General features: G+C 58.4%; 23 protein-coding genes and 1 rRNA gene. 12 read left to right on the top strand and 12 right to left on the bottom strand.

Translation table 11 applies throughout. The annotated features are described in order from the left end of the window. Window positions 1-87, top strand: a 5S ribosomal RNA gene (rrf, locus tag B5G42_RS04565); the annotation flags it as partial. A 55-nt stretch (window positions 88-142) separates the two neighbouring features. Here rrf and B5G42_RS04560 read toward each other — a convergent pair. Then, window positions 143-763 carry a DUF1643 domain-containing protein gene (locus tag B5G42_RS04560; RefSeq protein ID WP_087267087.1) on the bottom strand — a complete coding sequence of 207 codons (621 nt, stop codon included), beginning with the start codon at window positions 761-763 and terminating at the stop codon, window positions 143-145. 87 nt (window positions 764-850) lie between these two features. Here B5G42_RS04560 and sfsA point away from each other — a divergent pair, with 87 nt between their 5' ends. The 4 genes from sfsA (at window position 851) to B5G42_RS18610 (ending at window position 4,914) form a co-directional block, all read left to right on the top strand. Beyond that, window positions 851-1,531 (top strand): DNA/RNA nuclease SfsA, encoded by a 681-nt coding sequence (sfsA, locus tag B5G42_RS04555; protein ID WP_087267084.1) that lies wholly within the window; start codon window positions 851-853, stop codon window positions 1,529-1,531. A gap of 193 nt (window positions 1,532-1,724) precedes the next feature. Then, window positions 1,725-3,434: an ammonium transporter gene (locus tag B5G42_RS04550; RefSeq protein WP_087267081.1), complete on the top strand. Its 1,710-nt coding sequence runs from the start codon at window positions 1,725-1,727 to the stop codon at window positions 3,432-3,434. Window positions 3,435-3,510: 76 nt separating this feature from the next. Next, the gene (locus B5G42_RS04545; RefSeq protein ID WP_140399780.1) at window positions 3,511-4,206 is read left to right on the top strand and encodes a GNAT family N-acetyltransferase; all 696 of its coding nucleotides are present in this window, start codon (window positions 3,511-3,513) and stop codon (window positions 4,204-4,206) included. Beyond that, the gene (locus B5G42_RS18610) at window positions 4,207-4,914 is read left to right on the top strand and encodes a hypothetical protein (RefSeq protein WP_242961126.1); all 708 of its coding nucleotides are present in this window, start codon (window positions 4,207-4,209) and stop codon (window positions 4,912-4,914) included. A 116-nt stretch (window positions 4,915-5,030) separates the two neighbouring features. Here the strand turns inward: B5G42_RS18610 and B5G42_RS04535 are convergent, their stop codons facing one another. From B5G42_RS04535 to B5G42_RS04525, 3 genes are all read right to left on the bottom strand, one after another. Further along, window positions 5,031-5,270, bottom strand: coding sequence for a hypothetical protein (locus B5G42_RS04535; RefSeq protein WP_087267074.1), 240 nt, complete (start codon window positions 5,268-5,270; stop codon window positions 5,031-5,033). After that, entirely contained in the window at window positions 5,271-5,762 is a 492-nt protein-coding gene (locus B5G42_RS04530) for a helix-turn-helix domain-containing protein (protein WP_087267072.1), read from the bottom strand. A 131-nt stretch (window positions 5,763-5,893) separates the two neighbouring features. Continuing rightward, on the bottom strand, window positions 5,894-6,649 hold the full coding sequence (locus B5G42_RS04525) for an XRE family transcriptional regulator (protein WP_087267070.1): 756 nt from the start codon (window positions 6,647-6,649) through the stop codon (window positions 5,894-5,896). A gap of 253 nt (window positions 6,650-6,902) precedes the next feature. On the opposite strand from B5G42_RS04525, the gene B5G42_RS18605 reads away from it, so the two are divergent. The 6 genes from B5G42_RS18605 (at window position 6,903) to B5G42_RS04495 (ending at window position 12,292) form a co-directional block, all read left to right on the top strand. After that, window positions 6,903-7,127 carry a DUF6514 family protein gene (locus B5G42_RS18605; protein WP_255396453.1) on the top strand — a complete coding sequence of 75 codons (225 nt, stop codon included), beginning with the start codon at window positions 6,903-6,905 and terminating at the stop codon, window positions 7,125-7,127. Window positions 7,128-7,269: 142 nt separating this feature from the next. After that, a complete protein-coding gene (locus B5G42_RS04515; protein ID WP_087267067.1) occupies window positions 7,270-8,412 on the top strand; it encodes an SLC13 family permease in 1,143 nt (380 codons plus the stop codon). 171 nt (window positions 8,413-8,583) lie between these two features. After that, complete coding sequence (locus B5G42_RS04510) at window positions 8,584-10,419, top strand: TIGR03960 family B12-binding radical SAM protein (protein WP_087267064.1); 1,836 nt, start codon at window positions 8,584-8,586, stop codon at window positions 10,417-10,419. Then, window positions 10,412-11,071, top strand: a complete 660-nt coding sequence (locus B5G42_RS04505; protein ID WP_087267061.1) for a TIGR03936 family radical SAM-associated protein — start codon at window positions 10,412-10,414, stop codon at window positions 11,069-11,071. Before B5G42_RS04510 ends, B5G42_RS04505 begins: the two co-directional genes overlap by 8 nt. A gap of 182 nt (window positions 11,072-11,253) precedes the next feature. After that, window positions 11,254-11,619: a CidA/LrgA family protein gene (locus B5G42_RS04500; protein WP_087267058.1), complete on the top strand. Its 366-nt coding sequence runs from the start codon at window positions 11,254-11,256 to the stop codon at window positions 11,617-11,619. Then, the gene (locus tag B5G42_RS04495; protein ID WP_087267055.1) at window positions 11,612-12,292 is read left to right on the top strand and encodes an LrgB family protein; all 681 of its coding nucleotides are present in this window, start codon (window positions 11,612-11,614) and stop codon (window positions 12,290-12,292) included. The genes B5G42_RS04500 and B5G42_RS04495 overlap by 8 nt, the downstream gene beginning before the upstream one ends. Before the next feature lie 33 nt (window positions 12,293-12,325). Here the strand turns inward: B5G42_RS04495 and B5G42_RS04490 are convergent, their stop codons facing one another. From B5G42_RS04490 to B5G42_RS04455, 8 genes are all read right to left on the bottom strand, one after another. Further along, the gene (locus B5G42_RS04490) at window positions 12,326-12,910 is read right to left on the bottom strand and encodes an HdeD family acid-resistance protein (RefSeq protein WP_087267054.1); all 585 of its coding nucleotides are present in this window, start codon (window positions 12,908-12,910) and stop codon (window positions 12,326-12,328) included. A 23-nt stretch (window positions 12,911-12,933) separates the two neighbouring features. Continuing rightward, complete coding sequence (locus B5G42_RS04485; protein ID WP_087267051.1) at window positions 12,934-13,419, bottom strand: YbaK/EbsC family protein; 486 nt, start codon at window positions 13,417-13,419, stop codon at window positions 12,934-12,936. Between the two features lies 1 nt (window position 13,420). Next, on the bottom strand, window positions 13,421-13,816 hold the full coding sequence (locus B5G42_RS04480) for a thioesterase family protein (protein ID WP_087267049.1): 396 nt from the start codon (window positions 13,814-13,816) through the stop codon (window positions 13,421-13,423). A 114-nt stretch (window positions 13,817-13,930) separates the two neighbouring features. Continuing rightward, window positions 13,931-15,013 carry an ABC transporter substrate-binding protein gene (locus B5G42_RS04475; protein ID WP_087267046.1) on the bottom strand — a complete coding sequence of 361 codons (1,083 nt, stop codon included), beginning with the start codon at window positions 15,011-15,013 and terminating at the stop codon, window positions 13,931-13,933. Between the two features lie 70 nt (window positions 15,014-15,083). Further along, entirely contained in the window at window positions 15,084-15,944 is an 861-nt protein-coding gene (locus tag B5G42_RS04470; RefSeq protein ID WP_087267043.1) for an ABC transporter permease, read from the bottom strand. After that, the gene (locus B5G42_RS04465; RefSeq protein WP_087267040.1) at window positions 15,941-16,789 is read right to left on the bottom strand and encodes an ABC transporter permease; all 849 of its coding nucleotides are present in this window, start codon (window positions 16,787-16,789) and stop codon (window positions 15,941-15,943) included. The genes B5G42_RS04470 and B5G42_RS04465 overlap by 4 nt, the downstream gene beginning before the upstream one ends. Next, window positions 16,779-17,948 (bottom strand): ABC transporter ATP-binding protein, encoded by a 1,170-nt coding sequence (locus B5G42_RS04460; protein ID WP_087189156.1) that lies wholly within the window; start codon window positions 17,946-17,948, stop codon window positions 16,779-16,781. Before B5G42_RS04460 ends, B5G42_RS04465 begins: the two co-directional genes overlap by 11 nt. A 133-nt stretch (window positions 17,949-18,081) precedes the next feature. After that, window positions 18,082-18,288, bottom strand: a complete 207-nt coding sequence (locus tag B5G42_RS04455; protein WP_087267037.1) for a hypothetical protein — start codon at window positions 18,286-18,288, stop codon at window positions 18,082-18,084. Window positions 18,289-18,424: 136 nt separating this feature from the next. Here B5G42_RS04455 and B5G42_RS04450 point away from each other — a divergent pair, with 136 nt between their 5' ends. Beyond that, window positions 18,425-18,646 (top strand): helix-turn-helix domain-containing protein, encoded by a 222-nt coding sequence (locus tag B5G42_RS04450; protein WP_343286688.1) that lies wholly within the window; start codon window positions 18,425-18,427, stop codon window positions 18,644-18,646. Window positions 18,647-18,649: the final 3 nt, after the last annotated feature.

Raw genomic sequence — 18,649 nt, 5'->3', positions numbered from 1 at the left:
CGTTCCCATCCCGAACACGGAAGTTAAGCTCACCTGCGCCGAAAATACTTGTCTGGAGACGGACCGGGAAGATAGGTAACGCCAACACAGAGAGCGGACAGCTTAGGCTGTCCGCTTTTTGCTTTACAAAAATCAGCAGCCGTCATAGACAGCTGCTGATATAGGTACTGACATCAAAGGAATCTAGGCTGCTGTCCTTCCGCAGGTACAGGGGATGGTGGGGATGTCCCTTTTTGGAGCGGGCACCGGCGGAATACCAACAGGCGCCCAAATCGTTCCCAATCTCCACCATGTCCCGCAGGCAGTCGGCCAGATAGCTGCGCTTCTCAATGATCGCGCCCCAGGCGGCCCAGACGGCAGGTGTGCCGGTTTTAGTCTGCTCCAGGGCCCAGCGGAAGGCCGCCATATTTTCCTGGTGCAGGGCGGGATTGCACACCTTCTCCATATCATCAGGGCGTGTAGCCCGTTGGGCGTATACATTGAACATGATAAAGCTGTCATAGCCATTGCCCAAAGCGATGCGCTCCACCGATTTCAGGGTGTTGTCCAGGTCGTTAGGTGCGGCGGTGGAGGGATTGATGCCCACGCAGATCAGCGGACGGCTGCCCCGGGTGCCCAGGATGTAACGGTAGTCGCAGTAGCGGTTGGGGACGTAGAGCCAGCGGTCCACGTCGTAATCGGCCTGAGGCAGCAGAGCCTCCTCCAAGGCCAGGGAAAAGGACTGGATGTCCTGCTGGGCGGTGTCGCAGGCGGGAATATGCATATCAAAACCTCCTGAGGAAGAACGGCTTGTGAGGCGCGTCGCTCCATGGTATACTCACCCTATCAGGATACAGGCAGGAGAAGCAGAATGCAATACCGAAGTGTGAAAAAGGGAATCTTACAGGCCAGACCCAACCGCTTTATCGCCCATGTGGAGGTAGACGGCGGGCTAGAGGTGGTCCATGTGAAAAATACCGGCCGCTGCCGGGAACTTTTGGTTCCGGGGGCTACGGTCTATCTGGAGGAGAGCGACAACCCGGCCCGCAAGACCAGATATGATCTGATCGCTGTGGAAAAGGGCCGGCTGCTGGTCAATATGGATGCTCAGGCCCCCAATAAGGTGTTTCAGGAGTGGGCGGAGGGAGGCGGCTTTCTGCCCGGACTGACTCTCCTGCGGCCGGAGACCACCTGGGGCAGCTCCCGGTTCGACTTCTACTGGGAGGCGGGAGAGCGCCGGGGCTTTGTGGAGGTCAAAGGGGTCACTTTGGAGGAGGACGGCCACGCCCGCTTTCCCGACGCGCCCACGGAGCGCGGGGTCAAGCACCTGGAGGAGCTGATCCGCTGCCAGGCAGAGGGCTACGAGGCGGCTGTCTGCTTTGTGATCCAGATGGCGGGAATGAAGGATTTTGCCCCCAATGATGTGACCCATCCGGCCTTCGGCGCGGCGCTGCGGAAGGCCGCCGGGGCAGGTGTCCAGGTGCTGGCCCGGGGATGCAGGGTCACGCCGGATACGCTGACCATCGCGGAACCAGTAAAGGTATGCCTCTAAAATGAAAGTATTATATTGAAAACTTGCAAAAATGGAGATTGTAAGCAGGGAAATTTCTGAATTATTTCCAAATATGCAAGAACAATCTTGACAGATGCAAAAAAAGAGCATACACTGCGTCCATCAAGCAGAGACGCTCGTTTCGCCGAGGAAGGCGAAGCGAGCGTTTTTGTTTTCAGGGAGGAATGAATGTATGTATTCGTCAGTGAACACAATCTGGGTGCTGTTGGGCGCCGCGCTGGTCTTTTTCATGCAGGCCGGCTTTGCCATGTGTGAGGCGGGATTTACCCGGGCCAAGAACACGGGCAATATTCTGATGAAGAACCTGATGGACTTCTGCATCGGCACGCCCATCTTCTGGCTGCTGGGCTTCGGCCTGATGTTCGGAAGCGCGGGGGCGCTGGTAGGCGGCTTTGATCCCTTCGTACGGGGCGACTATTCCGCCATCCTGCCGGAGGGGGTTCCCTTCTTCGCCTTCTTCATTTTCCAGACGGTGTTTTGCGCCACCGCCGCTACCATCGTATCGGGCGCTATGGCAGAGCGCACCAAGTTTATTTCCTACTGCATCTATTCTCTGTTGATTTCCGCTGTGGTCTATCCCATCTCCGGCCACTGGATCTGGGGCGGCGGCTGGCTGTCCCAGCTGGGCTTCCATGACTTTGCCGGTTCCACCGCGGTGCATATGGTGGGCGGCGTGGCCTCCCTCATCGGCGCCAAGATCCTGGGGCCCCGCATCGGCAAGTATGACAGGGACGGCAAGCCCCGGGCCATTCTGGGCCACAACCTCTCCATCGCCGCGCTGGGCGTGTTTGTGCTGTGGTTCTGCTGGTTTGGGTTCAACGGCTGCTCCACCGTCTCCATGACCGGGGACGACACCCTGGTGGCTGCCGGCAGCATCTTCGTCACCACCAATATGTCGGCTGCTGTGGCCTGCGTGACCACCATGCTCTTTACCTGGATTCGCTTCAAGAAGCCGGATGTCTCCATGACCTTCAACGCAGCGCTGGGCGGACTGGTGGCCATCACCGCCGGCTGTGACATGGTATCTGTGGAGGGTGCAGCCATCATCGGTATCTGTGCCGGCATCGTGCTTCCCCTGGCGGTGGAATTCTTTGATAAGATAGCCAAGATTGACGATCCTGTGGGCGCCATTTCGGTCCACGGTGTGTGCGGCGCTATGGGTACCCTGCTCACCGGCCTGCTGGCGGTGGACGGTGGCCTGTTCTACGGCGGCGGTCCCAAGTTCTTCCTCACCCAGTGCCTGGGCGTGGTCAGCGTCATTGCCTGGGTAGCGGTGACCATGGTGATCATCTTTACGGTGATCAAGCACACGGTGGGTCTGCGGACCTCTGCCATTGAGGAGCTGGAGGGCCTGGACATCCACGAGCACGGCCTGCCTACCGCTTATGCCGATTTCAGCCAGTCCACCAGCATGACGGCGGTGGCCAAGCCGGACGCCTATCCGGAGCCCTATGTGGCTGGTGAGCGCCCGGTGCCCGTGCAGGTCCCCGAGCGTGCTCAGCCTGCGGAGCGCACCAAGTCGGAAGCCAAGCTGACCAATGTGACCGTCATCTGCAACCAGTCCAGGTTTGAGGAGTTGAAGAGCGCCATGAACGGCATCGGCGTAACAGGTATGACGGTAACTCAGGTGCTGGGCTGCGGCATCCAGAAGGGCAAGACGGAGTATTACCGCGGCGTGCCCATGACCATGAATCTGCTGCCCAAGGTACAGGTGGAGATTGTGGTATCCAAGGTGCCGGTGGCACAGGTGGTGGACACCGCCAAGCAGGTGCTCCATACCGGTGGGATCGGCGACGGCAAGATCTTCGTCTATGATGTGGAGGATGTGGTCAAGGTCCGTACCGGCGAACACGGATATGACGCCCTTCAGGGCGAGGAGTAATGAGACAGCCCCCCGGACTTGTCAAGTCCGGGGGGCTGTGGTATAGTGTTAGCAATCATCACTGGGGGGAATGGACATGGAGTCGGCCTATCAAATCTTTGCCGCAGAAATCACGGCAAAAGGGAAGGGCTATCTGGTCATTCAGCACTGTCGGACCGGAGAGCTGGATGAACTGCTGTGCCGGGGCCGTCAGGAGCTGCTGAGCCTGGGTGCAACAGAACTGCTTGTGACCTCCCGGGACCCCGGCGCGCCCCTGGAGGAGGGCTGGCAGGGGGATTGCCGGCTGGAGTTTGTCCGCGATCTGCTGGAGCTGCAGCGAGATCTGTCCCAGCTGCCCGGCCAGCCCCAGCGCCTCAGCCTGGAGCCCCTGACCCGGGAGCGGGGCGGGGCCTGGCTGGCCCTGCACAACGGATGCTTTTTTGAAATGCCCAATTCGGCTACTTACGGCCCCCGGGATCTGGACCGGGCCCTGGAGGAGGGCCACCGCTGCGGGTTTGCGGTGGTCAACGGGGTGCCAGTCGGGGTGTATGAGCTGGACCTGACCCAGGAGGTGCCGGAGATCGAGGGCATCGCGCTGCAAAAGGATGTCCGTGGACAGGGCCTGGGGCGGGAATTGCTCTGGGGGACTATGGCTCTGTTGGCGGAGGCTGGATTTGACCGGTGTAAGCTGCTGGTGGCCAGCGACAATGAGAGCGCCTTTTCCCTCTACCGCCGGACGAGCTTCAAAGCGGCGGGTATCCGGAGCAAGTGGTTTCGGATGCTGCCCAACTGAATGGCAAAAGCGGTCGCCGTGCATTGCACGGCGGCCGCCTTTTATATCCTCCTGCCCCACCGCCTTACGGATAGTGAGGTTATCTTCACAGAGGACCTGGATCATCTGATCAGGCAGCACAGAGATGTGCTCCGGGGTGCAGCCGTCAGGCAGGTTCAGAGAGAAACCAGCCTGATCCTGGGCCTCCGCCAGCGTGCCGCATTCCACAAAGGGATTGGGGATCTGAGTGGAGGGATCAGTCTGGATGGAGATGGTGCCGCTGTCGCCGGTGATGGCGTCCTCCTGGTTGCCCAGCAGGGCGTCAAAGAGGGCCAGGGGTACATAGGTAGTACCATTCACCGCATAGGGAGGGCAGCCCAGAGAGAAGGGGGCGCTCATACCCACCATATCTTCCAGACTGGTGGTAATCACATAGCGGTCCACCCCAAGGGTCACATCAGTGTGTACCTTGCCGGTGTCCACCCGGATCTGCTCTCCAGACCAAGTCACGGTGAAACCCAGTTCTTCCGCCAGAGCACGGAGGGGAACCATTACGCTGCCCCGAATTTCGGTATCGGCGCCGTTGACCTGGATAGCATAGCCAGAGGGAGAGGCGGTCTCGTCCACAGCAACGGGAGCGGCCAGAACAGGCAGACAGAGGGAGCCGGCCAGGGCCAGGGACAGCAGAGTGGGAACAAGCTTTTTCATAGAAATCTTCCTTTCCGGTGAATTGCGGGAGAGGTTTTGCTCTCTCGTTGTGACACCCTAGATACAACTGGGCGAAAGGAAATGTTGCATGAAACGAAAAAATGTCCGCTGCGATAGGCAGCGGACATTTTGGAATATCAGAGTGTGAGCCGGATCTCCTCGCCATCTTGGGTGTGGATATCCACCAGAGAGACGCCACGGCACTGTCGCCGCAGCCGCCGCGTCAGGCGGAATACCTCCGCACGCCGGTGAGGGGGAAGCGTCACATAGCGGCGACAGGCCCACAGGGCAATGGTGAGCCCTGGTTTGCTCAGGATAAGCCAGGTGGGCAGAAGCAGGTGGAGGCGAAAGTCCTTGGTTTTGATGTGCAGACGCATTTATTCCACCACGACTTCCACCAGATCGCCATTGCTGCTCTCTACCTCCACCAGCTTTCCCAGTGCGCCGCCCTCAATGAGGGAGAGAAGGGCGTTCAGGTCCAGCTGACGGAGCCATTCGCTGCCCCGGAACTGAGGCAGGTCCAGGTTGAGCTGAGCGGCAATGCGGACCAATGCCAAGGGCAGATTGACATTGATTTTATCCCCTTCCCCTGTGCGGACCCGGACACGGAGGAACAGTTCCTCTGCACTTTTCCGAGCCTCCGGGGGAACATACTGCACGTCGGTGCGCTGCCCTCGGATCAGCTCGTCCAGAGACAGGTGGAAGTAGTCGGACAGGGCGGTAAGGACGGAGAGATCGGGGACGCTCAGGTCATTTTCCCACTTGCTCACCGCCTGGGGAGAGACTCCCATCTGAGCGGCCAATTCCTCCTGAGTCAGGCCGTCCCGCTTCCGAAGGGCGCTGATGCGCCCACCGATGGTCTGGTTCATAGGTATCCTCTTTTCTGCGTGTGGTTTTCACAGGATGTATTATAGAGTGTTTCCGCAGAAAAGGGAAGGTAACGGCGGTTGGAACTTGCAACCAACGGTAGAACAGCAGTACAACGAGCGGTTGAGAACGGTCAGGGAATCTGTTCCCACCGGCAGCCACGGGCCTGCCCTGTGATGGTACCCAGGCAGTCCAGGTGATCTTCCTCCGACACCTGAAGATCAGGATAAGCCAGACTGGGGGCCAGCAGCCGGGTGACGCCCCTGCGGCGGCAGAGCCGCCGGAGCAGGACTTCCTGATTATAGAGGTATATACCATATTCCTGCGCGGTAGGGGGGCGTTGGGCACACAACAGAACGGCGCCGGAGGGATAGACCGGTTCCATGCTGCCATCGCTGAGAAGCACGGCAAAGTCCGCCTCCCGAGCGGCGGCGTCAACCTCCGGGATCAGAATGGCCCGGACCGGCGGGGCATCGGTGGAGCCGGTGGTGTAGCAGAAGGTACGCTTCACCGATACGGTCCCGATGGATTTGACGCAGGCCGCACTCATCAGGGCCAGCATAACCCCAGCAGTCCGCCGCCGTTGGGGCTCCAGCCGCCGCAGCGCCAGCAGCAGGCGGAGCTCCTCCGGGGAGAGCAGGACCACGCCGTCCTGGCTGTTGGCGGTGACGCAGCATTCCGGGGGCAGCTCGTCATCCAGCAGATATCGGATGGGTACCCGCAGTACACGGGTGATCCGATCCATAGGCCCTATCGCCGGATTTTTTGTCTGTCCCGACAGAATTTTATTCAGCGTACCAAGAGGCACGCCGGACAGACGGGAGATATCCTCCGACGTCAAGTGGCGCAGTTTTTTTACATAGGCCAGCTTTTCCACCATCAGAGACATGGGCGCACCTCCAGAGAACCCCCAACCGAATGCGGTCAAAACCTCCCGGTCAGTGGACAAAATAGTCTGTTGGCATTGACAATTTATGCAGAATACATTATATAGAATATGCAGAGGGACGAAAATACAAGATATAGACACAGAGGGGAGCGGATGTGGAAAATTACCGTAACAAACAGTATAATACCTTTTGATAGGGAAAAAGAGCGAAATATGTCGTGAAACCATGAAATCATAACCAAAAGCAGAGAAAATGAGGAGAGAGGAAACCATGAGTAATTGTCGTATAAAGTACCATGTATATCTGGACAGGGCTTCCCGCCCTCAGATGTATGGGATCCGGAGCCACAACGGAATCTGTGTCGGACGCATTTCCACCGACTTTCAGGAGGTCAACCGGCTGGCAGAATGCTGCAATAGTGCGGGGCTGTCTCCGGTCCATCTTGCTGATGTTGTGGAAGATTTTCGGCGCTCCTGAATGGGAGAAAATAGGTCCAGATACTTGACCGCCGCACTGGAATCAGGTAAACTGAGACCGGCAAACGGCAATCGAGTGAAGCAGAGTAAAAAGCCACCCGCCAGGGTGGCTTTTTCGTCGTGTTCAAAGGGGGAAAAGAAGCATGGAGCAAACACAGAAAAAATGCGCCCTGTTCCGCTTCTGGAAGCGGGAGCCGGTGCTGTGTATTGCCGCAGTGTGCGCGGCGGCCTCCATTTTACTCAATCCGCCGTCGGCGGACTATCTCAATTATATTGACTGGCGGGTGCTGAGCCTGCTGTTCTGTCTGATGGCGGTGGTGGCTGGCTTGCAGGAGTGCGGCGTGTTCGCGGTACTGGCTCAGCGGCTGCTGGCCGGCGAACGGAGAATGCGGTTTGTGACCCTGGCACTGGTGCTGCTGCCCTTCTTTGTGTCCATGCTGGTAACCAACGATGTGGCCCTCATTACATTTGTGCCCTTTGCGGTGCTGGTGCTTGGACTGATTGGCAGAACGGAGCGGCTGATTTATATTGTGGTGCTCCAGACCATTGCCGCCAATCTGGGCAGCATGGCTACTCCGGTAGGCAACCCTCAGAATCTGTATATCTATGCCAACTATGAGCTGACCGCCGGTCAGTTCTTTGCCACCATGGTGCCCCTCACCCTGATTAGCCTGGTGGGGCTGGTCATTGCGGCCCTGTGTGTCAAGCCGGAGGGGATCCGGGTCACCTTTTCGGAAAAGGCCTCCATTCGCAGTCCTGGACGGTTGGGATTGATGGCAGGATTGTTTGTGCTGTGCCTGCTGTCGGTGTTCCGGGTGCTGCCCTATCCGGCCCTGCTGGCCGTAGTGGCGGCGGGTATGCTGATCTTTGACCGGCCTCTGTTCCGCAAGGTGGACTACGGCCTGCTGGCCACCTTCTTCTGCTTCTTCCTTTTTGCAGGCAATGTGGGAGCCTGCACTCCCGTACGGGAGGCGCTGACGGCGGTAATGGCGCAGAACACAGCTCTGGCCTCCGGTATTACCAGTCAGGTCATCAGTAACGTGCCAGCGGCAGTGCTGCTGTCCAACTTTACCACCGACTGGCACGGGCTGCTCATCGGCACCAACATTGGTGGCCTAGGTACCCCCATCGCATCTCTGGCCAGCCTGATCTCCATGAAGGCCTATCTCAAGTCCCCCGGCGCCCGGGCCGGCCGCTACCTGCTGGTGTTTACCCTGGCCAATGTGGCAGCCCTTGCCATTTTGACGGGCAGCGTGGTGCTGATGGGGCTGATTTTCCCCGGATAAGCGGATTTTGAACCCAATATAAGCGGATTATAGCTTGTATTTGATCAAAGAACATAGTATAATAATATACTGCTTCTTTTGCGTATTGCGGCGGGCCGGGGATCACCGGCAGCCTTGTTGGCCGGATCACCGGACCCGGCCCATATTCGATTAGAGAGGGTTCGGCATGACATGAATCGTACGTTGGAACATATCCTTCCCCGGGTGCAGAAGCCTGCACGCTATACCGGCGGCGAGTATAACGCGGTGGTGAAGGACCGGCGCCAAGTGGATGTGCGCTATGCGCTCTGCTTCCCGGATACCTATGAGATCGGAATGTCCAATCTGGGTATGCGTATCCTTTATGGAGTTATGAACCAGATGGACGGCGTTTGGTGCGAGCGGGTGTTCGCACCCTGGGGCGATATGGAGGAGGAGATGCGCCGGGAGGGCATCCTGCTCTATGGCCTGGAGAGCGGCGACTCCATCGCAGACTTTGACCTGATTGGGTTCTCCCTGGGCTATGAGATGGCATATACCAATGTGCTTAATATGCTGGATCTGGCCGGGCTGCCCCTGCGCTCCGAGGAGCGCTACGGTCTGTCTCCCATTGTGATCGCCGGCGGCACCTGCGCCTACAATCCGGAGCCCCTGGCCCCCTTCGTGGACATCTTTGTGCTGGGCGAGGGCGAGGACGTGAGCGTAGAGATTATTCAGCTCTACCGCAAGGCCCGGGAGGAGTGCTGGAGCAAGGATGAATTCCTGGCTGCCGCTGCTCAGATCCCCGGCCTGTATGTGCCCTCCCTGTATGAGGTGTCCTACCGTCCTGACGGCACTCTGGAGCAGGTCATTCCCCATGAGGGCGCCCCTGCGGTGGTGACCAAGCGGATCGTCCAGGATTTTGACAAGAGTTACTTCCCGGTGAAGACCATTGTGCCCTCCACCGAGATCGTCCATGACCGGGTGATGCTGGAGCTCTTCCGGGGCTGTATCCGGGGCTGCCGGTTCTGTCAGGCGGGCTATGCCTACCGGCCGGTCCGGTCCCGTGACCCGGAGATCCTGCTGAAGCAGGGCATTGAGGCTTGTAAGGACTCCGGCTATCAGGAGATGACGTTGTCCTCCCTGTCTACCAGCGATTACCGGCCTCTGGAGCACCTGTGCGACGGGCTGCTGGACTGGTGTGAGCCCAACCGGGTGTCCCTGTCCCTGCCCTCCCTGCGGGCGGATAACTTCTCTCTGGGACTGATGGAGCGGGTGCAGCACGTCCGTAAGTCGGGCCTTACCTTTGCCCCTGAGGCGGGCACCCAGCGCCTGCGGGACGCCATCAACAAGAACGTCACTGAGGAGGACCTGCTTCGGTCCTGCCGCACTGCCTTCTCCGGCGGCTGGTCCAGCGTAAAGCTCTACTTCATGCTGGGTCTGCCCACCGAAACTGACGAGGATGTGCTGGGTATTGCCGACCTGGCGGAGAAGGTCTACAAGACCTGGAAGGAGGTCACCCCCAACCCCAAGCGGGGTGTGACCATCACAGTGTCTACTGCCTGGTTTGTGCCCAAGCCCCACACCGCCTTCCAGTGGGAACCTCAGATCACCATGGAGGAGTATCAGCGGCGGGTCAAGCTGCTGCGGGAGCATATGCGGGGCCGGTCCATCAAGTACAACTGGCACGACTCCCAGACCAGCTTCCTGGAGGCGGTCTTTGCCCGGGGCGACCGGAAGGTGGCTGACGTCATTGAGACCGCCTGGCGGCAGGGCGCCAAGTTTGACGCCTGGAGCGAGTATTTTGACTTTGACCGCTGGCTGGCCGCCTTTGAGGCCTGCGGCGTGGACCCCGCTTTCTATGCCAACCGTACCCGTGAGAAGGACGAGCTGCTGCCCTGGGATGTGACCAGCGTGGGCGTGACCAAGAACTTCCTGTGGCGGGAGCGGGAGCGGGCCTATAAGGCTGTCATCACCCCCGACTGCCGGGTCCAGTGCACCGGCTGCGGTGCCAATAAGCTCTATCCGGGAGGAAAATGTGATGCATAGACTGGCATTTACCAAGGCGGACACCGCCAAATTTATTTCCCACCTGGATCTGATGCGTACCTTCCAGCGGTCCTTCTTGCGGGCGGGTATCCATATCAAGCATACCGAGGGCTTCAATCCCCACGCCTTCGTTTCCATCCCCCTGCCCCTGTCGGTAGGCTACTCCAGCAGCTGTGAGGTGCTGGAGTGTCAGGTGCTGGACACGCCTTTGGAGGAAGTTCCCAAGCGGATGAACGCAGCCCTGCCCGCTGGTATCACTGTCCAGCGGTGCTATGAGGGTGTGCGCCCGGTGAAGGAGCTGTACTATGTCAACTATATCGTCACCCTGGAGTATGAGGCTGGCGCCCCCTTCGGGGCGGAATCCGCTATCCGGGGCCTGCTGAGCCGGGACAGCCTGGTGATGGAGAAAAAGAGCAAAAAGGCCAAGTCCGGCAAGGTGGAGGTAGACTTGATCCCCCTTATTGCCAAAGCGACCGTGGAGGAGCGGCGGGACACCATCGCTCTGGACCTGATCCTGAAGGCCCAGAATCCGGGCCTGAATCCGGAACTCATTGTGTCGGCTATCCGCACCTACTGTCCAGACGCCGCCCCCGATTATGCGGTGTTTCACCGCCGGGCGGTGCTGGATGAGCAGTTCCAGCTCTGGGAGTAATTGCATCAAAAGGAAAACGGACTTTTCGCCTTTGGGCGGAAGGTCCGTTTTTGATGGGAAACGAGCGCTCATTTTTGAAGAATCGATAATTGACAAGGGCAGAGGGGAGGGCTACAATGAGGCCTGTTGTACCGGCAGGACTGTGCCGGTGTGGAAATCCCTGAAGCGAGGCGAGCGTAGCGATGAAAATACTGTGTCAATTCGGCGTTATTTTTGGGGTATGCTGGGTAAGCCAGATCCTGGAACAGCTGCTGCCCATTCCTTTCCCGGCCAGCGTAATCGGCATGGTGCTGCTTTTTGCGCTGTTGGCCACCGGCGTACTGAAGCTGGAGCACGTTCGGGAAAAGGCCGACTTCCTGCTGGCTAACATGGCCTTCTTTTTCCTGCCCGCCGGGGTCAGCGTCATGAACTACTTTGACGTATTGAGCAGTGCGTTGGTACCCCTGCTGGTGATCTGTCTGGTGACCACGGTGCTGGTGTTTGGAGCCACCGCTCTGAGCATCAAGCTGACTCTGCGGCTGATGGGAAGGGGGAAGAGCCATGGTTGAGTGGACCAATTCCCCTTTCTTCGGGGTGGCGCTGAGTGTGCTGGCCTTCTGGGTCGGGGTGAAGATCCAGAAAAAGACGGGGCTGGTGGTGTGCAATCCGCTGCTCATCGGCGTGATTCTGGTGATCGGACTGCTGCTGGCTCTGGGGATTCCCTACGAGAATTACGACCAGGGAGGCAGCCTTATCAATCTCTTCCTCTCTCCTGCCACTGCCTGTCTGGCGGTGGCCATCTACAGCAAAGTTCAGCTGCTGAAGGAGAATTGGCTGCCCATTCTGGTGGGCTGCGTGGTGGGCTCCCTGGTGTCCATGGGGAGCATCCTGGGGCTGTGCCGCCTCTTTGGGCTGGATGATGCTATGACGGCCTCTCTGCTGCCCAAGTCGGTGACTACCCCCATTGCGGTCAGCGTGGCCCAGGCTCACGGCGGCATTCCCTCTATTACCGTGGTGGCGGTGATCCTGACGGGCATTCTGGGCAGCATTCTGGTCCCCCTGCTGATCCGTCTGTTCCGGGTGAAGGACCCCATCGCCGCAGGGCTGTCCATCGGGGCCTGCTCCCACGCTGTTGGTACCTCCAAGGCTCTGGAACTGGGGGAGACCGAGGGTGCCATGAGCGGTCTGGCCATCGGCGTGTGCGGCCTGGTGACGGTGCTTTTTTCGCTGATTCTGCTGTAAAAAAAGATCGGGCGCATTGCGCCCGATCTTTTTTTACAGGTCGATGGGGTCCACGTCCACGGGATGAGTCTTGCGGTACTCCTTGGTCCACTGGGACAGCTGGAAGATGGTCCATAGATCGGAGACACCGGCATACAGCAGTACGATGCCGATGACCCGGAAGAGAGCTGCTTCAGCCAGCAGGGGGTGGAACACCACGAAGATGCCCAGGCCGGCGGAAACCAGAGAGAGGATCAGGTTGATGTTCCAATGGGAGTAATCCATCCGCTGCAGCTCCAGGGTACGCTTGACGCTGAGCAGAGCGTCAATGGCGATATACAGGCCCAGGATCACAGGAATAACGCCCTGAATCAGCGGGGGATAGATGACCATGACAGCGCCGATGGCGGCAGCCACGATGCCCAGGAAGAGTCCCAGGAAAGCGCTTCCCTTCCGGTCCTCGCTGCGGTAGAAGCCCACAATGGCAAAGATACCGTAGAGCAGCAAAATGGCGCCGAAGGCATAGCAGATGATATCCATGACAATGGTGGGCCACAGGATGAGTACGATGCCCAGGATCAGATAGAGAATGGAGAGAAAGACAAAGCTGACCGTCATATTTTTCAGACGTTCTTTCATAATAAGACCACCTTTCTCCAGTGTTACAGGCTTGGGGCCTGCCAGCCCTTGCATACATCGATCCAGCCGGCGCTGTTGGACAGCTGGGCCAGCTCGTCACAGTTGAGCCTGACGGCGGAGGCTGCGTTGCCGGCGGCGGGGTAGATGGTGTCAAAGCGCTGAAGGGAGATGTCCAGATAGGTGACGGTGTTGGGGTGGGTGATGCCAAAGGGACACACGCCGCCGATCTGATGGCCGGTAAAGGTCTCCACCTGCTCCGGAGTCAGCATGGTGGCCTTGTGGTGGAACTGGGCCTTGAATTTGGCGTTGTCGATCTTGGCGTCACCGGCGCAGACGATGAGTACGGCGCCGGCCTCATGAACAAAGGAAAGGGTCTTGGCAATGCGGGCGGGCTCGCAGCCTACGGCCTGGGCAGCCAGCTCCACAGTGGCGCTGGATACGTCAAACTCCCGGATACGGTCCTCGTAGCCCCGCTGGCGCAGATAAGTGCGGCACACTTCAATGGACATTTTACTTGCCTTCTTTCTTGGCCTCAGCCTTGGCCAGGAACCGGTCAGCCTGAATGATGAAGCGCTGATGCTCTCCCTTGCCGATGGGACCGGCCTCGTCAAAGGCGGCCACGGTATAGGTGAGCTTGCGGCCCTCCACAGCGGTGACCTCCGCCTCGGCCCACACCTTCATACCCACAGGGGTGGCGGCGTCATGGCTGACGTTGAGCAGGGTACCTACAGTGCCCTGGCCCTCCTCCAGCGCGGCCTGCACAGCGTTGACAGCGGCATTCTCCATCAGGGCGATCATAGCCGGAGTGGCGAACACGGGAACCAGCCCGCTGCCCACGGCGGCGGCTGTATTTTCAGGGGTGACCACAGTTTCGGCCCGGCCCTTCATACCTACAGTAATGGACATATGCGCGACTCCTTTTTTCTAAAATCAATTCGTGCGTGTACTATTTTACATCAATCCCCAGCATAAGGCAAGCAGAAAGCCGCACATTGCTGTGCGGCTTTCCAGAGATGGGATTTAGTTGGAGGCCAGCATGAGACGGGTCCACTCAGAGTCGTAGAGGGCCAGGGTCTCGGCGGGCAGGTTCTTGAAGCTCTCGCACTGGTCCAGAATGCTCTGGTCGGGATAGGCATAGGGATCGCCGGAAACCTCGGGGTCCAGCTCCTCCCGGACGGAGAGCAGGGGGGAGGAGTACCAGATCTCCTCACAGTTCTTCAGACCGGCGGCGGTGGAGCACATATAGTTGATGAAGATCTCGGCGTTCTCCTTATTCTCGGCGTTCTTGGGGATGCACATGGCGTCCACATACAGGTTGGTGCCCTCCTCAGGCAGGCAGAAGGCCAGATCGGGGTTGATCTCCTTCATGGTCAGGAAGTCGCCGTAGTAGTAAGCGCCGATGGCGGCAGAGCCGCCCTGCATCTTCTCAAAGATCTCGTCCATGACGTAGGACTGGACCAGGGGCTTCTGCTGGATGAGCAGGTCCACGGCCTCCTTAATCTGAGCCTCGTCGGTGGTGTTGTAGGAGTAGCCCAGGTACTTCAGAGCCACGCCGATGGCGTCGCGGGAGTTGTTGAACATGAGGATCTGACCGGCATACTGCTCATCAAACATGGCGGACCAGCTGGTAGGAGCCTCCTCCACCATGGTGGTGTTGTAGATGATGCCCAGCAGGCCCCACATATAGGGAACGCTGTACAGATTCTCCGGGTCATAGTCAGGGTTCTTGAGGGCAGGATCAATGTCCTCAAAATTGGGAATGTTGTCGAAGTTCAAAGGCTCCAGCATATCCTCTTCGATCATACGGGAGATCATATAGTCGGAAGGGATGACCACGTCGTAGCTGGCACCGTCGTTTTTGAGCATACCGTACATGGACTCGTTGCTCTCGAAGGTGTCGTACACGACCTCAATACCGGTCTCGGCGGTGAAGTCCTCCAGCACGGACTCGTCAATATAGACGCCCCAGTTGTAGACGTTGACGACGCCCTTGTCGGCGGCGCCAGGTTCGTTGGCATCACCGGAGTTGGTGCCACCGCAGCCGGCCAGAACCAGACTGAGGGAGAGTGCGGAGGCGGTCAGAAGTGCGAGAGACTTTTTCAATTTCTTTCTTTATCCCCTTTCGGAAATGATGATTATAACAGCCCGGAGGGCGTGTTACCAGACAGCGGGCTTACCGGCCCGGGTTGAGCTTGGCCTTCCGGCGGGCGGCAGCGTTCTCCTGGCGCACCTGCCGGATGTTGACGGTCAGCAGCAATGCAAACACACAGATAAACATGAGGGTGGACAGGGCGTTGATCTCGGGCGTCACCGGCTTTTTCACCGCGGTATAGATCTCCACCGCCAGGGTGGTGACGCCGGAGCCCTTGGTGAAGTAGCTGATCACAAAGTCGTCGATGGACATGGTGAAGGCGATGATCAGGCCGTTGAGCACGCCGGGCATGATCTCAGGCAGAATGACCTTGCGGAAGGCGTAGAAGCCGGAGGCGCCCAAGTCCTGGGCCGCCTCATATACGTTGGGGTCCAGCTGCCGCAGCCGGGGCATCACCGACAAGATCACATAGGGTGCGTTGAAGGTGATGTGGGCCAGAAGCAGGGTGCCGAAGCCGGTGCGCCAGCGGACACCCAGCCACTGGCTGAGGAAGCTGTCGTTAAACACACCGATGGCGAACACGAAGAGCAGCATCATGGACACGCCGGTGATGATGTCCGCGTTGGTCAGGGGAATGTTGTTGATGGACATACACACACTGCGGGAGCGGCGGCGCATACTGTGGAAACCGATGGCGGCTGCGGTGCCCAGAATGGTGGCGATAAAGGCGGCCAGCACCGATAGGATAATGGTGGTCCGCAAGGCTCCCAGCAGGCGGGTGTTATGGAACAGCTCTACATACCAGTCCAGGGAGAAGCCGCCCCAAACCCGGTTGCTCTTGGTGGCGTTGAAGGAAAAGATGATGAGCAGGATGATGGGGGCGTACAGGAAAACATACACCAGCAGGGTAAATACCCGGGAGGGAATGCGATGCTTTCTCATAGCACAGCCACCCCCTCTTCACCTTCGCCGAAGCGGTTCATAATGGCCATCAGGATCAGCACGATCACCATCATCACCAGGGCGATGGCGGAGCCCAGGTGGGGGTTGTAGGCGTTGCCCAAAAACTGCATTTCGATCAGGTCGCCCAGCAGCAGGGTCTTGCCGCCGCCCAGCAGGCGGGACAGGGCAAAGGTGGACACCGAGGGGATGAACACCATGGTTACTCCGGACAGCACGCCGGGGAGAGACAGGGGGAAGATGACCTTCCGGAACACCATGGAGCTGCTGGCGCCCAGGTCCTGGGCGGCCTCGATGACCTTGGGGTCGATCTTGTCGATGACTGAGAAGATGGGCAGCACCATGAAGGGCAGGAAGTTGTACACCATACCCAGCACGATGGCGCCCTGGGTGTTGATCATGTGGAAGTAGCTCAGGTTGGTGCCGAAAATGGCGTTCCACAGATCGAAAAAGCCGATGGCGGACAGGAACTGATTGATGAGGCCGTTGTCGTCCAGGATAGACATCCAGGCGTAGGTCCGCAGCAGGAAATTCATCCACATAGGCAGCATGATAAGCATCATGGCTACCTTGCGTACCATCAGCTTTTCCCGGGACAAAAAGTAGGCCAGGGGGTAGCCGATGAGGATGCAGATGGCGGTAGCCACAAAGGCCAGGACAAAGGAGTTGCGGAAGGCGGGGACGTAGGTCCCCATGTTGCTGAAGTTATCCAGGGTGACGCTGCCGTCCTGACCGGTAAAGGCAAACACCACCACCAGAATGAGGGGAGCCACCACGAAGATGGCCATCCATACCACATAGGGCGCGGCCAGCCACTTATTCTTCATCGTCGCTGTCCTCCTCCAGCCGGTCCTCGTTGAGCTCGTCATACTCGGAGGAGTAGGAGCTGTAGTCGCCGAAGGTGCCGGAGTATTGGCTCTTCTTCATGATATGGAAGCCGTCGGGGTCGATCTTCACCCCAATCTTTGCCCCCACAGGGGAGTAGTCGGTGGTCTGGATGAGCCACTTGAAGCCCCGGAAATCCACGATGATGTCGTAGTGGATGCCTTTGAAGGTGACCTCGGTGACGGTGCCGGTGAGCTGGCCCTCGGCCTCGGGAACAATATCGATGTCCTCGGGGCGGATGACCACGTCCACCGCCTCGCCGGGGGCAAAGCCCTTGTCCAGGCATTTGAACTTCCGGCCGTACATTCCAACCACATAGTCCTCGTGCATGATGCCGTCGATGATGTTGGACTCACCGATGAAGTCGGCCACAAAGGCGTTCTTGGGTTCGTTATAGATGTCCTCGGGGGTGCCGATCTGTTGGATCTTGCCCTCGTTCATCACCACGATGGTGTCCGACATGGTGAGGGCCTCTTCCTGATCGTGGGTGACATAGATAAAGGTAATGCCCACCTGCTGCTGGATGCGCTTGAGCTCGATCTGCATATCCTTACGCAGCTTCAGGTCCAGGGCGCCCAGAGGTTCGTCCAGCAGCAGAACCTGGGGGCGGTTGACGATGGCCCGGGCAATGGCGACGCGCTGCTGCTGGCCGCCGGAGAGAGAGTTCACCGACCGCTTGCCGTAGCCGGCCAGGTTGACCAGGGCCAGAGCCTCCTCCACCCGCTCCTTGATCTCGGACTCAGGGACCTTGATCATCTTTTTGGGGTCCTTGGGATCGGGCACTTTGTTGACCCGCAGGCCGAAGGCCACGTTTTCAAAGATGTTCATGTGGGTGAACAGGGCGTATTTCTGAAAGACGGTGTTGACCTTCCGCTTGTGAGGGGGAACGTCATTAATCCTCACGCCGTCAAAATACACGTCGCCGGAGGTAGGCTTCTGAAAGCCGCCAATGATACGAAGCGTCGTGGTTTTGCCGCACCCGGAGGGACCGAGCAGCGTGAGGAACTCCTTGTCATTGATATAAAGGTTGATGTGGTCCAAAATGACGTCGTCGTCAAATTTCATGAAGCAATCCGACAGGCGGATCAGTTCCTTGGACATTTATCCTCCCCCATTTCCAAACGGTAGTAAAGGGCGTACCCAAACCGGCGGTTGGGTACGCCCTTATGACGAAACAAATATATATGGAATTGCGAAAAATGTCAATAATAAAACCGCTTTTTTTTCAGGGATTTTACGGCCGCTGGTCGGCGGAGGGCGAGGAGGGACAGGAGGGCAGAAGTTCATAGATCCGCTCGGACTGGGGCGGAGCCCCGCCGGCGGCCTGCCAGCCGGCGGAAAAGGCGATGCGCACCATGGCGAACAGGGCGTTTTCCGCCTCGTCATACTCGTGCCGGTCCAGGAAATCGGCAAAGCATTTTTCAAACTCGTTGGAGTACATATCCATCACCTCAGATTTTATAGTAGCACATACAATGTCAAAATACAATATAATATATTGTATTTACGATAAACTAGTACCTAAGAAAAAAGCGCCTTCCCGCTTAGACTGAGTAAAAAAGCGGGAAGGCTATGAGATGATGAAACATTATAAAACGATGGTCCAGATTGGCCTGAACATTCTCTATTACCGAAAGCAGCAGGGCTTGACTCAGGAGCAGCTGGCAGAACAGATTGGGATTACTCAACAGCATTTTCAGCGGATCGAGACAGCCCACTCCGTTCCCAGCCTGTCCACCCTGCTGGACATCGCCGATGCCCTGGGCGTGCCGGTACAGAAGCTATTCGATGCACGGTGAACG

Source organism: Flavonifractor sp. An91 (assembly GCF_002159225.1).
In the GTDB taxonomy this organism is placed as follows: Bacteria; Bacillota; Clostridia; order Oscillospirales; family Oscillospiraceae; genus Flavonifractor; species Flavonifractor avicola.
Note: the sequence above shows the minus strand (reverse complement) of the source record. Positions and strands in the feature narration are given on the sequence as shown.